At 60.3% G+C, this 13,170-nt stretch carries 13 protein-coding genes; 10 read left to right on the forward strand and 3 right to left on the reverse strand.

Going from position 1 to position 13,170, the window contains the following annotated elements; all coding sequences use genetic code 11:
• Positions 1 to 6 precede the first annotated feature (6 nt).
• The 10 genes from RLCC275e_RS26515 to RLCC275e_RS26560 all read left to right on the forward strand — a co-directional run bounded on the left by RLCC275e_RS26515 (position 7) and on the right by RLCC275e_RS26560 (position 10,497).
• Complete coding sequence (locus tag RLCC275e_RS26515) at positions 7 to 951, forward strand: helix-turn-helix domain-containing protein (protein ID WP_406658344.1); 945 nt, start codon at positions 7 to 9, stop codon at positions 949 to 951.
• A 126-nt stretch (positions 952 to 1,077) separates the two neighbouring features.
• Complete coding sequence (locus RLCC275e_RS26520; protein WP_003554850.1) at positions 1,078 to 2,484, forward strand: aldehyde dehydrogenase family protein; 1,407 nt, start codon at positions 1,078 to 1,080, stop codon at positions 2,482 to 2,484.
• 3 nt (positions 2,485 to 2,487) lie between these two features.
• Positions 2,488 to 4,083 (forward strand): GMC family oxidoreductase, encoded by a 1,596-nt coding sequence (locus tag RLCC275e_RS26525; protein ID WP_003554849.1) that lies wholly within the window; start codon positions 2,488 to 2,490, stop codon positions 4,081 to 4,083.
• A gap of 69 nt (positions 4,084 to 4,152) precedes the next feature.
• Positions 4,153 to 5,409, forward strand: coding sequence for an ABC transporter substrate-binding protein (locus RLCC275e_RS26530; RefSeq protein WP_003554848.1), 1,257 nt, complete (start codon positions 4,153 to 4,155; stop codon positions 5,407 to 5,409).
• Positions 5,410 to 5,492: 83 nt separating this feature from the next.
• Positions 5,493 to 6,359, forward strand: a complete 867-nt coding sequence (locus RLCC275e_RS26535) for a branched-chain amino acid ABC transporter permease (RefSeq protein WP_003554847.1) — start codon at positions 5,493 to 5,495, stop codon at positions 6,357 to 6,359.
• Positions 6,356 to 7,393: a branched-chain amino acid ABC transporter permease gene (locus tag RLCC275e_RS26540; RefSeq protein WP_171817001.1), complete on the forward strand. Its 1,038-nt coding sequence runs from the start codon at positions 6,356 to 6,358 to the stop codon at positions 7,391 to 7,393. Before RLCC275e_RS26535 ends, RLCC275e_RS26540 begins: the two co-directional genes overlap by 4 nt.
• Positions 7,390 to 8,094: an ABC transporter ATP-binding protein gene (locus RLCC275e_RS26545; protein ID WP_003554844.1), complete on the forward strand. Its 705-nt coding sequence runs from the start codon at positions 7,390 to 7,392 to the stop codon at positions 8,092 to 8,094. Before RLCC275e_RS26540 ends, RLCC275e_RS26545 begins: the two co-directional genes overlap by 4 nt.
• Positions 8,094 to 8,813, forward strand: coding sequence for an ABC transporter ATP-binding protein (locus RLCC275e_RS26550; RefSeq protein WP_003554841.1), 720 nt, complete (start codon positions 8,094 to 8,096; stop codon positions 8,811 to 8,813). The genes RLCC275e_RS26545 and RLCC275e_RS26550 overlap by 1 nt, the downstream gene beginning before the upstream one ends.
• 15 nt (positions 8,814 to 8,828) lie before the next feature.
• Positions 8,829 to 9,545 (forward strand): SDR family NAD(P)-dependent oxidoreductase, encoded by a 717-nt coding sequence (locus tag RLCC275e_RS26555; protein ID WP_003554839.1) that lies wholly within the window; start codon positions 8,829 to 8,831, stop codon positions 9,543 to 9,545.
• Positions 9,546 to 9,555: 10 nt separating this feature from the next.
• Positions 9,556 to 10,497 carry a helix-turn-helix domain-containing protein gene (locus tag RLCC275e_RS26560; protein WP_003554837.1) on the forward strand — a complete coding sequence of 314 codons (942 nt, stop codon included), beginning with the start codon at positions 9,556 to 9,558 and terminating at the stop codon, positions 10,495 to 10,497.
• 21 nt (positions 10,498 to 10,518) lie between these two features.
• Here the strand turns inward: RLCC275e_RS26560 and RLCC275e_RS26565 are convergent, their stop codons facing one another.
• Genes RLCC275e_RS26565 through RLCC275e_RS26575 form a run of 3 tightly spaced genes read right to left on the reverse strand, consistent with a single transcriptional unit; the run spans position 10,519 to position 12,496 of the window.
• A complete protein-coding gene (locus RLCC275e_RS26565) occupies positions 10,519 to 10,908 on the reverse strand; it encodes a nuclear transport factor 2 family protein (RefSeq protein ID WP_033184534.1) in 390 nt (129 codons plus the stop codon).
• Positions 10,909 to 10,917: 9 nt separating this feature from the next.
• Positions 10,918 to 11,697 (reverse strand): MoaF C-terminal domain-containing protein, encoded by a 780-nt coding sequence (locus tag RLCC275e_RS26570; RefSeq protein ID WP_003554834.1) that lies wholly within the window; start codon positions 11,695 to 11,697, stop codon positions 10,918 to 10,920.
• Between the two features lie 13 nt (positions 11,698 to 11,710).
• Positions 11,711 to 12,496, reverse strand: a complete 786-nt coding sequence (locus RLCC275e_RS26575; protein ID WP_033184533.1) for an SDR family NAD(P)-dependent oxidoreductase — start codon at positions 12,494 to 12,496, stop codon at positions 11,711 to 11,713.
• Between the last annotated feature and the right edge of the window lie 674 nt (positions 12,497 to 13,170).

Raw genomic sequence — 13,170 nt, forward strand, 5'->3', positions numbered from 1 at the left:
GCCCTGATGCAACACGCATGGGCAACCGTTCCCTATGATCAATGGACCAGTGATCTCCAATCGATCTGCGGCAACTTCAATCCGAAAGCAATGGAGAGCGGCAAGGCCGTAACGGGGGCAGCCCGGCGTATCGATGTCTGCGGTATGGAGTTCGCCCATGTTTCCAATGATCTCGATCGCGTCCATCGAGATTGGGATGACATTCGCCGAGACGCCAACGAACACCTTTTTCTCATCATGCAACTCGAAGGGTCCTGTGGTCTCGAGCACGTCGGCCTCCAGGCAGTCCTGGATGTCGGTGATTGCATTCTCGTCGACTCGACCCGGCCGACGACATTCCATTTCGGCGGGCAGTTCAGCAATCATCTGTCGCTGCATTTGCCACGCCAGATCATGTATGCCGAAAGCCCGATTGATTTCGACATTGCCCGCAAACTCGAGGCCCTTGACCCGATGGCAATGATGCTGCGTGCGCTGGTGGCGAAGATCATGTCCAATTCGGCATCGGATGCCGCGTCCGCCAATCTGCGGTACCTGATGTTCAATGCGACGCGACAGGCCTTCGTCTCAAACGGCGACGCCATGTCCGCTCTCAACGACAGCGCTTCGCGGCGGCTGGAAATGGTCGACATACTGATCGACCGACACCTGACCGAGAGCGATCTCAGCGCCAAGTGGCTGGCGACACGGATCGGGGTATCCATCCGCACGTTGCAGCAGGATTTTCAAGGTATCGGCATGACCTGCACCACGGTCATCCGCGACAAGCGTTTGCGCCTCGTGCGTGAAAAGATTGCGCAGATCAAAGATCAAAGAAGCCCAAGGACGATCGCGGAAGTCGCCTATTCGGCCGGCTTCAATGATATTTCCTATTTCAATCGCAGCTTCAAGGATCTGTTCGACTGCGCGCCGACCGATCTGCTCAGGCCGGTGACATCAACCGCACAATAGTGCGGTTTGAATAGTTGATGAGCCGACGGCCTGTTGCGTTTCAGACCAAGTCGCGGCGCGCTCCTGCCCAAGACGGCTTTCTTTTGCCCCGTCATACTCCTTCCAAAGCTCAGGGAGGAGCCAATCGTGAAGCAGTACAGTCTGTTCATCGGCGGAGCACGCATCGAGACCGCAACCTATGCCGAAGTTCGCAGCCCATCGACCGGCGAAATCGTCGGTCAGATGCCGCTGGCGACGGCGGCGGATCTCGACCATGCCGTTGCCGCCGCCTCAGTCGCCTTTCGCACTTGGGGCCAGGGGTCGGAAGAAGAGCGCCAGGCCGCCTGTCGCGCTATTGCCGAAAAGATCGCAGCCAATGGCGAGGAACTTGCACGCCTTTTGACGTTGGAGCAGGGCAAGCCTCTCAATGGTCTCGGTTCCCGGTTTGAAATAGGCGGTGCACTTGCGTGGACACGCCATACGGCAGAGCTGAATCTGCCCATCGAAATCCTGCAGGACGACAATGAAGGGCGTGTCGAATTGCATCGCAAGCCGATTGGCGTCGTCGGTTCGATCACACCCTGGAACTGGCCGGTGATGATCGCTTGCTGGCATATCGTGCCAGCGGTGCGAGCCGGCAATACGGTCATCATCAAGCCGTCGCCGCTGACGCCACTTTCGACGATCCGTCTTGTCGAGATCATGAATGAAGTGCTGCCGCCCGGCGTCGTCAATGTCATCACCGGCGAAAACAGCATTGGTGCAGCACTTTCCGCCCATGACGGCATCGCCAAGATGACCTTCACAGGCTCGACCGAGACCGGCAAGAAGGTCATGGCTTCGGCTGTCGCGACGTTGAAACGCCTGACGCTCGAGCTTGGCGGCAATGATGCTGGTATCGTTCTTCCCGATGCCGACCCTGCGCAGATCGCCGAGGGCCTGTTCTGGGGAGCCTTCATCAACAACGGCCAGACCTGCGCAGCGCTGAAGCGCCTTTATGTCCACGACAGCATTTATGAAGACGTCTGCGCACGGCTTGCCGACTACGCCGGCAGGATCGTGATCGGCGACGGCCTCGACGAAACCAGCATTCTTGGCCCGGTCCAGAACGAAATGCAGTTCAACAAAGTTCGCGAACTTGTCGATGATGCGCGCGCCAATGGCGGCCGAATTCTCGCCGGCGGCACGCCGATCGATCGGCCGGGTTACTTCTATCCGATCACGCTTGTTGCCGACGTCGATCATGGTGTTCGTCTCGTCGACGAAGAGCAGTTCGGGCCGGCACTGCCGATCATTCGTTACACCGATATCGATGAGGTCATCGCCCGCGCCAACACCAATCCTGCCGGGCTTGGCGGCTCTGTCTGGTCGGCGGACGCCGAAAAGGCCAAGCGCTATGCAATGCAGCTCGAATGCGGCTCGGTATGGATCAACAAGCACGGAACGATCCAGCCGAACGCCCCCTTCGGCGGCGTCAAACAATCGGGCATCGGTGTCGAGTTCGGCGCCGAAGGGCTGAAGGAATTCACCACAATCCAGACGGTGTTGAGCTGAGCCATGGCGAACTTCGACTATATCATCGTCGGTGGCGGATCGTCCGGCTGTGTGTTGGCAAACCGGCTCTCCGAGAACCCGGAAAATAAGGTCCTGCTGATCGAATCCGGTCGGCGTGACACGGACCGCTGGATCCATGTTCCAGCGACCTTCTTTAAGGTTCTCGGCAAGGGTGTCGACATTCACCCCTATGCCTCCGAGCCGGAGAAGGGCCTCAACGGCCGCGCTTGCATTACCCCGCAGGGAAACGTGCTCGGCGGCGGCAGTTCCGTCAATGCGATGATCTACATCCGTGGCCACAGGAACGACTACGATACCTGGTCGCAAATGGGGTGTCACGGCTGGTCCTACGACGATGTGCTGCCGGCTTTCCGATCGCTTGAGAATAACGAGAGCCTCAGTGGCGAATTTCATGGCCGCAGCGGCGGCCTGCACGTCTCGAACCCTCGTCACCGCCATCCACTGAGCGAAGCCTTCATTCAGGCAGCCACGGAAGTCGGCATTCCGTATAATCCGGACTTCAACGGTGCGGACCAGGAAGGCGTCGGGTTCTATCAGAGTACGACTTACCGTGGGCGCCGCTGGAGTTCCGCGCAGGCGTTCCTGCGCGACGCGGAGATAAGGCCGAACGTCACGATCCTGACTGAACGCAAGGTCGCCCGCATCCTGTTCGAAGGTCGCCGGGCGACGGGTGTCGCGTTGCAGGACGGCACCATATTCACCGCTTCCAAGGAAATCGCCCTGACGGCGGGTGCGATCGCGACACCCAAGATCCTGCAGCTTTCGGGCATTGGCGAGGCCGAGCATCTCCGCTCTCACGGCATTAATGTGGTGGCCGACCTGCCGGGCGTCGGCGCAAACTATCAGGATCATCTCGAAGCGCCGGTTCAAGGCGAGACCCACGAGCCGATCTCCATCCTCGGGCATGACAGTGGGATTCGCGCCGCCGGACACATGGCGCGCTACCTGCTGTCGCATCGTGGCCTGCTTTCGTCGAACGTCGTCGAATGCGGTGGTTTCGTCGATACGGCCGGCACCGGCCAGCCGGATGTTCAGTTCCATGTCCTGCCGGTTCTTGTAGGCTTCGTCGACCGCGACCCCGAACCCGGTCATGGTCTCAGCATCGGCCCCTGCTACCTCAGGCCGCGCTCGCGCGGCACCATTCGTCTCAGAAGCGCCGACCCAAATGACCGCGCGGAGTTCAACGCCAATCTCCTCTCGGACCCGGCCGACCTCGATACGCTGGTGCGCGGTGTCGAGACAGCGATCCGCATTCTGGATGCGCCAGCACTTGCCAAGCTGGTCAAGCGACGCGTCCTGCCGAAACCGGGGGTCGAAAGTGATCCCGCGGCATTGCGCGACTACATCCGCCAGACCGCCAAGACCGTTTTCCATCCGGCGGGTACTGCGCGTATGGGCCGAGCAGACGATCCGATGGCGGTCGTCGGGGCCGATCTGAAGGTGCGCGGCGTCGAGGGCCTGAGGGTATGCGACGCGTCGGTGATGCCGACGCTGGTATCGGGCAACACCAACGCGCCGGTGATGATGATTGCAGCCCGCGCGGCCGCCTTCATGACAGGCAAGGCGATCGCCGGCTGAAGCAGAGGTTCCACGATGGAAGACGTCCGCGGGGAGTGCGGACAATAACGGAAACTGGAGGAGGAAACGATGAGAATAGATATGAGGGGGCTGGTGGTCGGCCTCGGCCTGACGCTGCTTTCGGCGTTCAGTGCCCATGCGGCTGCGTCCTGCGGCGACAACACCGGCAAACCGGCGACCGGCGAGCCGATCGTCATCGGTGCGATCACCGGCAAAACCGGTCCGGACGACTTTTCGAATTCGACCAGGGCCGCAAAGGCCTATTTCGACTGCTTGAACGCCAATGGCGGGATCAAAGGGCGGCCGGTCAAATATCTGGTCGAAGACGACCAGTGGAATCCCGAGACGGCCGCTCAGCTGGCCGCCAAGCTCGTCAACGACGAGAAGGCGGTGCTGATGGTCGGTAATTCGAGCTTTGTCGAATGTGGCGCAAATGCTGATTTCTACAAGAAATCCGGCATTGTCGTCGTCGCTGGCGTCGGCGTTCCTCGCGAATGCTTCTTTGCCGAAAACTACGCCGCGACGAATGCCGGGCCGCGCGTCTCCACGCTGGGCGCCATGGGCTACGCATTGGATCAGCTCAAGGCAAAGTCGGTCGTTTGCATCGGTCCGAACATCCCGAATGTCGGTACATGGTCCTGCGACGGCATTAAGTCTCTGGCCAAGGAAAAAGGCTTTACGGCCGAAACGATCCTGATGGATCCCGGTACGGCTGACTCGACCTCGATCATCCTGCAGGCGGCGGCTTCCAAGCCTGATGTCATTATCCTCGGCCTTCCCAAGGGCGTCACAATCCCGCTTCTAACAGCGGCCGAAGAACAGGGACTCAACCAGACCATCAAGTTCCTCAGTGCCGCATCGGCTTATGACCTTTCGGTGCCCGGTACAATTGGCGCAGGCTGGGATGGAAACTTCTATGTCAACATGGAGTTCAACGATCTCGAGGCCGCGACGCCCGACAATCAGAACTGGCTTGCCGTCATGGACAAATATGGTCAGCCTTCCGATCCGCGCGACACGTTTGCCCAGGCCGGATATCTTGCCGCCCGGATTGCCGAGAAGGCACTGATGTCACTTGATCCCAAGGACATCACGCGCGAAAGCACCAGCGCCGCCATCCGCCAGGTCAAGGGCTTTGCCAGCGATATTTTCTGCGCGCCTTGGTATTTCGGCGATGGTCAGCCGCGCCACAATGCAAATTCAACGACGCGCATGGCAGTCAGCGAAGGCGGCAAGTGGAAGGTGATTTCCGATTGCGCGCCATCGCCCGATCCGGAGTTGGCCGACATCCGCGCCTTTGAAAAGAACGCCGGAATCGCTCCGTAAATTGAAGCATCACGCATCATCCCGTGGTCCGAGCACGGGATACGCTGCCCGCCGTCTCTTCGGCCGCACATCGGAATCCGCTCATGACCTTTTTACCATTTCTGATATCGGGTCTCGGAATTGGGGCCGTCTATGCCCTCTCAGGCGTCGGCCTTGTCATCCTCTTTCGGGCAACCGGGGTCCTTAACTTCGCCTTCGGCGCGTTTGGTGCTATCGGCGCGCATTGCGCCTGGCAGCTTCTCGAATGGAAAATGCCGCTTTCTGTGGCCATCCTCGCGGCCGTCGTCGTGTCCACGGCCATCAGCTTTCTTTACGGGCGGATCTTTGCACCTATGCTATCGCATCGCGATACGGTCGTGCGTGCCGTCGGGACCTTGGCGCCGGCCTTGGTGCTGATCGCCCTGATGGGAATTATCTGGGGTGAGCTGCCGCGTCGCCTGCAGTTCCCGACCGACCAGATGTTCGTTTCCCTCTTCGGTGTTCGCCTGACCTATACGCGCATCATCGCCATCCTGCTTGCTGTGGTGATGGTTGGCGCGATCACCCTGCTGCTCAATCGAACGCGCCTGGGCCTTGACATGCGAGCCTTGGCCAACGACCGCGACCTGAGCGCGATTCTCGGTGTTCGCATTCTCTACACAGAAACGGCGGCATGGGTCATTACCGGCATTTTTTCCGGTCTCGCCGGCCTGCTGCTTGCCGACCTCGTCCGCCTCCAGGGCACGTTCCTGACTTTGCTGGTGATCCCAGCGATCGCGGCGGCAATTCTCGGCCAGTTGCGCTCGCTTTGGCAAACGGCTGTCGCTGGGCTTCTGATCGGCATTGCCGAAGCTGCGCTCACCCCGGTCGGCTGGATCTCACCCTATCGCGCGGCCGCACCTTTCATTATCGCGCTCGTCGCGGTCACGATCTTGGGGAGTACGGCAAAGGCCGTGTTGAAGGACCGATGATGACTTCGCAGCAGACCATACAGGCATTACCGGAGCGCGTTCCGGTGGCCCGGTTTCCCAAACAGCTTCTTCAAGTTCCTGCGACGATGGCTCTGTTTGCTGCCGTGGTCACGTGTCTTGCCAATTCCTACTGGCTGTCGGCCGCAACGTCGGCGGTGGCGCTGTCGCTCTCGGTGGCGGGGCTGGCGATCCTCTATGGGCAGCTCGGCCTCGTCTCGCTCTGCCAATTTGCGCTCGTTGGGGTTGGCGGCTGGGTAACGCTTCGTGTCGGCCACGCCTTTCACCCGCCGTTCGAAATCAGCCTTCTGGCCGGAGGCTTCGTCGCTTCCGTGGTCGGCCTTGCCTTCGGCTTGCCGGCGCTACGCTTGAGGGGGCTTTATCTTGCCCTTGTCACGCTGATGCTCGCGGGCGCGTTTCAGATCATCATCAGCGCCTGGGGCTTTCCCGACGGCGGCAACGGTTTTCTCGGCCGCGCCGACGGTTCCGGCCGGGCCATGCTCCCCCGGCCTGAAATCGCCGAAGGAGCCGTCGGCTATTTCCTCTATGTTTGCCTTGCCGCGACAATCGCTCTGCTGATCGCCCAATGGCACAAACTGGGACGACCGGGCCGCGCCTGGGCTCTGATCCGCAAGGGCGAGACGGTCGCCATTGCAAGCGGCGTCAATGTGCTGACCTACAAGGCATGGGCATTCGCGCTCAGCGGCTTCCTCGCGGGCGTTTCTGGTGCACTGCTTGCCGGAAATGTCGGTCAGCTCGATGGTCGTGCGTTTGGCGCCTTCGAAAGCCTGAACCTCTTCGCCCTGGCGATCGTCGGAGGCGTCTACAACTGGTACGGAGCGCTGATTGCCGGGCTGCTGCTGCGGGCAGTGCCGGCGCTGCTGACCGATCTAGGGATCGACGGATATGTGACCATCGGTATTTTCGGCGTCGCTCTGTTCCAGGCATTGGCGACGGCACCATCCGGCATCGCCGGACAGATAGCCCCGCTGATCGCCCGGCTGCGGTTCGGTTCGGCAAAGGAGAGGGCGCGATGATCGCCATCGACAACCTTGTCGTCCAGTTCGGCGGCGTCAAGCCGATCAATGAATTGACTGCGACGCTTGCTGCGCCAATCGCCGGTCTGATTGGCCCGAACGGTGCGGGTAAAACAACCTTGCTCAATGTTCTCTCAGGTTTCGTCAGGCCGGCTCGTGGCAGCGTCGCACTGAATGGCGATCAACTGCTCGACCTTGCACCGCTGCAGCGTGTGCGCGCCGGCCTCCGCCGGTCTTTCCAGACAGAGCAGGTCGTCGAGGATCTGACGGTGTCGGGCAATCTCGCCGCGATCGCGGATCATGTAGTGGCGCCGCTAAATCGCGCCGCGGCCATCGATGCCGCTCTTGCTTTTGTCGGCCTCCGACCGGTGACCGATAAGCTCGGCCAGTCGCTCAATCTGTTCCAGCGGCGTCTGGTCGAGCTCGGCAAATGCGTGATCGGCAATCCCAGGCTCATCCTGCTCGATGAACCTGCCGCCGGTCTGACGGAAGAGGAGGGCGGTATGTTTCGCGAACTCGTTTTGCGCATCCCCGCCGAAGTCGGAGCGCAAGTATTGGTGATCGATCACGACGTCGAGCTCATTCGAGCGATGTGCAGCGAGACGATGGTGCTCGATTATGGAAAGCTGCTGGCGCTGGGGCCGACGGAAGCGGTGCTTGCCGACCCGAACGTGCGTCGCGCCTATCTGGGGGAATTCTGATGGCAGCGATCTCATCCGTGGTCGTTGAAAATCTCGCGGTCGAGCGCGGTGGCAAACGGGTCATCCACGATGTCTCCTTTGCCATCAAAAGCGGAGAAATCACCGCGTTGCTGGGTGCCAACGGCGCCGGTAAGTCGAGCACCGTTATGGCGCTTGCTGGCGTCCTGCCTATCGCTGGCGGCAGAATGCGGCTCGACGCGACGTTGCTCACCGGGCTTTCTCCCGATCGCATCCGCCGGGCCGGCCTGGCGCTGGTGCCGGAGGGTCATCGGGTGCTGGGCCAGCTGTCGGTGGAAGACAACATTCTCGTTGCTGCCTTCGATGGATCGCCTTCCGTCCGCCGCGAGGGACTCGAGAGAGCCTATGAAATATTTCCCGAACTTGCCCAGCGCAAACGCCAGCTGGCTTCCGATCTCTCGGGGGGGCAGAAGCAGATGGTCGCGATGGCGCAGGCGTTTATCGCCAAGCCAGGCTTCATGGTGGTCGATGAGCTTTCGCTTGGGCTGGCGCCGGCTGTGGTCAAGCGGCTGGCGGAAGCACTAAAGATAGCGGCCCAAAACGGCATCGGCGTGCTCCTGATCGAACAGTTCGCCAACCTTGCTCTCGATCTTGCCGATCACGCTATGGTCATGGAGCGCGGCCGGCTGGTCTATGACGGTGCTTCCGCGACGTTGAGGGCCAATCCCGAAATCCTGCATGGCGCCTATCTCGCCAGCTGATCTCAAGGAGAGACGATGACCTTTGGCAACGATCTTTTTACCGGCCGCACGGTCGTTATCCCCGGCGGAACATCTGGCATTGGGGCTGCGACGGCTGAGCGTTTTGCCGCGCTCGGTGCCCGGGTCGTCTGCTGCGGCCTTGGCGCCGCCGGTGGACCACGCAGCGAGCGGATCGAGAGCCGGGACATCAACGTCCTTCAGCCCGGCGCTCTCGACGATTTCTTCGCGAGCCTCAATCAGATTGATGTGCTCGTGAATTGCACCGGTGTCAGCCGCGATCGCGACGAATGGAAGAAAGAGAAGTTCGATGAGGTCATAGCAATCAACCTGACGTCCGTCATGGATTGTTGTCGCTTGGGCCGCAGCCGGATGAAATCCGGTTCGTCCATCATCAACATTGCGTCCATGTATTCGACGTTCGGCGCGGCCGATCGGCCAGGTTATTCGGCCAGCAAGGGAGCGATCGTACAACTGACAAAGTCGCTGGCGCAGGAATTTGGGGCGGAGAATATCCGCGTGAATGCTGTCGCGCCGGGCTGGATCGTAACACCGCTGAGCCGGGCATTGTTTGCCGATGACGTCGTTTCGGCGCCGATCAGAAACCGCATACCGGCGGGACGATGGGGCGAGGCGGCGGAAGTCGCCGACGCGATCGTCTTCCTGTCGTCCGAGGCAGCACGCTACATAACCGGCGTCTGCCTGCCGGTCGACGGCGGCTACCTGACCTCATGAGGAAGACAGCATGGAACAGGTTTTCTCATCCGTTAAAGTTGCAGGGGGAAGGGATTTTCCGAGCGTTGCCCGCAGCTTGTTCGGCAATGTGCGGCTCGATTTTCAATCGGGTGACGAAGATCAAAGCCGGCTGTTGTCGGCAATGCTCGGCACCTGCCGCCTGACGCTGCTGGAAGCCGATACGCACACGGTTTTTGGCGAGCGCGTGACCCTCGGCTCGGACTCTCCCGATTCCATCAAGTTGGTTTTCCAGACACATGGCTATTCGTCCCTCAACCAAAATGGCCGTAGCGTTCCAGTCGGCGCCGGCGCGAGCATCATGTATGATCCAAGCCGTCCCTATGTGCTGACCAACAGAACGGCTGTCCGCCTGCTTCTCCTGCAATTGCCGCGTCGCGCGCTTCCAGTTCAAGCGGTCAACCGGCTGATGGAGCCATTTGTCGCCATGCCTGAACATGCGGGGATGCAGCGCATCCTGCTTTCGCTGATGGATTCGACAATCCGGGAGATCGGCAGGTTGGACGACATGGCGCGTGCCAGCCTCGGCCAGACGATGATCGAGCTCGTTCGCACCATGATCGGCGTCGATCCGCAGCGGGATCGATCAAGCGCCCATTCCCTTGACCTGCTGCGACGGCGTGTGAAGGACTTTGTCTCGGACCACATCTCGCGGCCAGATCTCGATGTCGGCATGATCGCGCGCCGTATGGGTTGTTCCATTCGCTACGTCTATCGTGCATTTGAGGCCGAGGGCGCGACGCCGGCCGACTATATCTGGAGCCTGCGGCTGGAACGAGCCGCGTCCCGACTACGGGACGCTGCATGTCGCCCGGGCGAAATATCGGAGATTGCCTTTGCGCTTGGGTTTTCTTCGAGCGCGCATTTCTCCCGGGCGTTTCGTGGCCGCTATGCGCTTTCGCCCTCCGATTGGAGAAAGGGCGGCCCGGCGTGAATCCGCGAGGCCGCCACGCGTTTATCGCATCGCGTCCGCTACACGCAGCGTGTCGGTGAATTGTTCGAAGCGCCGGATCTTGCCGTCTGCGACGCTCCAGACGTGAACGACACGCGCCTTGAAGGACTTGCCGGTCTGTCTGTAAGTCCCGGCATAATTACCGATTCCGATCACGTCGCTGCCTGCATCCAGCAGGCGTTCCAGCGCGAACGTATAGCCGTCGAAGGCTTCTCCGAGTGCGAAGAAAACGTTTTTGAAAACCTCTTGCGGACCGACATAGGTGCCGGCACAGGGAAAGCCATCCATTTCCGTCCATCGGCAATCGGCGGCGATGTCGGCAAGCATGCCGTCCATATCCCGGCGCGCGTTGGCGTCGTAGTGTGCCTTCACGACTTCATAGGCTGTGCGCATCGTTCTGCCTCAAACTGGTTCCTGCCCGGGGAGATAGTAGGTCACCGACGCCTTGCGGATGAAGGCGCCGGCCGGGCTGTTCTGGATATGGCCATCACCAGTGATACCAAGGAATTTGCCTGTCGAACGCATATCCTTGAAATTGTAGAAGAATGTCGAGGCGACAGCGATCTTGAATTCGCGGAAGGTGAAGATGTACTGATCATCGTCGAACTTGTAGGTGGTCGTCAGGTCGACGTCACCGTGCCCGCGTTGCACGCCGACAAGGCATTGCCATGCATAGCGTTGCGACGAGAGATAGGTATGTTCGTAGACGTGGTTCGGGCTATAGGTGAAATGCGCCCTTAGCCCGATCAGATCCCGGCTTTCGGCGGGCACCGGTCCGCTGACTGCGCCGCCTTCGAGAATACCGGGTCGGAAAATCTGCGCCACCTGCGGCTCTCCGACGGATTGCTCCTTTTCGCGAACAATCGAATAGATCGAGAGAACGCGGCGGCTGGAAACGTTCAGGATCAAGGTCTCGGCTTCTTTGGGTCGACCCGCGAAAATGACTTCGACGAAGAAGGTGTCGGGCGCAACCTCGATGACTTCGACCTTGTCGGTTGCGCTGTCATCGCCGTCCGACCATTGCACATTGTCATCGTGGAAGGTGAGTTGAAGCTTGCGTCCGTCGTCAAAGGCGATCGCGTGGGATGAGCCGGAAAGGGCATTCGTCGCCGGCAGGCGGTTCGCGTCGATCCCGTACGCGAACTGATCGTAGGTTTTCCAGTCTTTCGGATTCTGGTTCATTATTGTCTCCTCCTCAGGTGAATGCGAGCGTGGGCAGATCGACAGTCCCGGCTCCGCCGTCGACCGTCAGGATGGCGCCGTTGACCATTGCGGCTTCCGCCGAGGCCAGGAAGCAGACTGCATTGGCGACATCTTCCGGCGTTGCGGGACAGCCAAGCGGCACGTCCTTCGTCACAAGGGCATAAGCGTCCTCGATGCTCTTCAGCTTGAATTTTTCCATGATGAATTCCATCTGCTCGTCGGCCATCGCCGTCGTCACCCAGCCGGGGCAAACGGTGTTGGTCCTCACGCCGAGGCGGCCGTAATCCCGAGCCAGCGACTTCGCCAGGCCGATACAAGCATGTTTCATGGTGACGTAGCCTGCGGCATCCGGACCGGCAAAAAGCCCCGCGATCGAGGCAAGCACGACGATATTACCTTTGCTCTCGATCAAATGCGGCAGCGTTTCGCGCGCACTGACGAAGGCCGTGTTGAGGTTGAGCCTGGTCGCCAGATCCCAAGTCTCGTCTGACATGCTGACAGTAGGGCCGACACCATGGCCGCCGGCATTGGCCACGAGAATATCCAGGCTGCCGAACTGCTCGGCGACGGCAAGGGCGGCGGCCTTCATGCTGGCGCCGTCGGCTGCATCGGCGACAACGACCGTGGCTCCGATCTCTTCGGCAACTGCGTGGAGTGGATCGGGACGTCGCCCCACGAGCGTGACATTCCCACCTTCAAATCGAATCCGGCGGGCGACCGCCGCACCAATTCCCGTTCCCCCGCCCGTAATCAAGGCCGTCTTGTTCTTGAAGCGCATGATGTCTCCTCTCACCTTGGGGAATATCATGGCCCAAAGCGGCGGAGCCGTCGTGTCCACTTCTGCAGTATGTTTTGACTGAGAGTGCACAGCCTTTGAATGCGGGCTGCATGGCCGAGGCATTCGCCTGATGTCAGAGCACAAGCATGAAGCTCACGAGCTTGCGACGATCCCCTGGAGGTTTCGGCGACTGATGATCAAGCAAGGCCGATACGATCGGCACCTTCTAATCAAAAGGCGGGTGCAGATGTCCATGTTGCCAAGCACGAAGGATAATCTTTATTGCTTTGATACTTCCGCGACGGGCAGTGCGTTTCGCGCCCTCATCCAATTCCCGGGGGAAGAATAAGCGCCGCGAAGCTGAGGGGCGAAAGTCTTGTGCCTGCTTCTCATCAAGCTGAATGCAAAAAGTAAAGGCGTATCCTGTGTCGGCCCGCCCGCCGCAGCGCCACGTATTCGTTTCTACCCCTGGAAGCCAAAGGCACGATCAACTTTCTTAACAGCCAATCAAAAGTGGTTTCGGTGGTCCTGAGATGATGGACGAGAGTATAGATTGAGGCCCGATGAAGCAGGACATCGAACTGTCCGGCCGGCTTGGGAACGGAGCTTAGCGTCGAATGTGTCACCGGGAATGGCCCGTAAGCTGCGGTGTTGCCGTTCGGACCAGTCTGCAG

Source organism: Rhizobium brockwellii, from assembly GCF_000769405.2.
GTDB classification, from domain to species: domain Bacteria; phylum Pseudomonadota; class Alphaproteobacteria; order Rhizobiales; family Rhizobiaceae; genus Rhizobium; species Rhizobium brockwellii.

Bases quoted from the DNA above. Each gene is read 5' to 3' on its own strand.
- RLCC275e_RS26570 (WP_003554834.1), bottom strand. From the start codon at position 11,697: ATGAACCAGAATCCGAAAGACTGGAAAACCTACGATCAGTTCGCGTAC.
- RLCC275e_RS26535 (WP_003554847.1), top strand. From the start codon at position 5,493: ATGACCTTTTTACCATTTCTGATATCGGGTCTCGGAATTGGGGCCGTC.
- RLCC275e_RS26550 (WP_003554841.1), top strand. From the start codon at position 8,094: ATGGCAGCGATCTCATCCGTGGTCGTTGAAAATCTCGCGGTCGAGCGC.
- RLCC275e_RS26515 (WP_406658344.1), top strand. From the start codon at position 7: ATGCAACACGCATGGGCAACCGTTCCCTATGATCAATGGACCAGTGAT.
- RLCC275e_RS26530 (WP_003554848.1), top strand. From the start codon at position 4,153: ATGAGAATAGATATGAGGGGGCTGGTGGTCGGCCTCGGCCTGACGCTG.
- RLCC275e_RS26525 (WP_003554849.1), top strand. From the start codon at position 2,488: ATGGCGAACTTCGACTATATCATCGTCGGTGGCGGATCGTCCGGCTGT.
- RLCC275e_RS26545 (WP_003554844.1), top strand. From the start codon at position 7,390: ATGATCGCCATCGACAACCTTGTCGTCCAGTTCGGCGGCGTCAAGCCG.
- RLCC275e_RS26575 (WP_033184533.1), bottom strand. From the start codon at position 12,496: ATGCGCTTCAAGAACAAGACGGCCTTGATTACGGGCGGGGGAACGGGA.
- RLCC275e_RS26540 (WP_171817001.1), top strand. From the start codon at position 6,356: ATGATGACTTCGCAGCAGACCATACAGGCATTACCGGAGCGCGTTCCG.
- RLCC275e_RS26565 (WP_033184534.1), bottom strand. From the start codon at position 10,908: ATGCGCACAGCCTATGAAGTCGTGAAGGCACACTACGACGCCAACGCG.
- RLCC275e_RS26560 (WP_003554837.1), top strand. From the start codon at position 9,556: ATGGAACAGGTTTTCTCATCCGTTAAAGTTGCAGGGGGAAGGGATTTT.
- RLCC275e_RS26555 (WP_003554839.1), top strand. From the start codon at position 8,829: ATGACCTTTGGCAACGATCTTTTTACCGGCCGCACGGTCGTTATCCCC.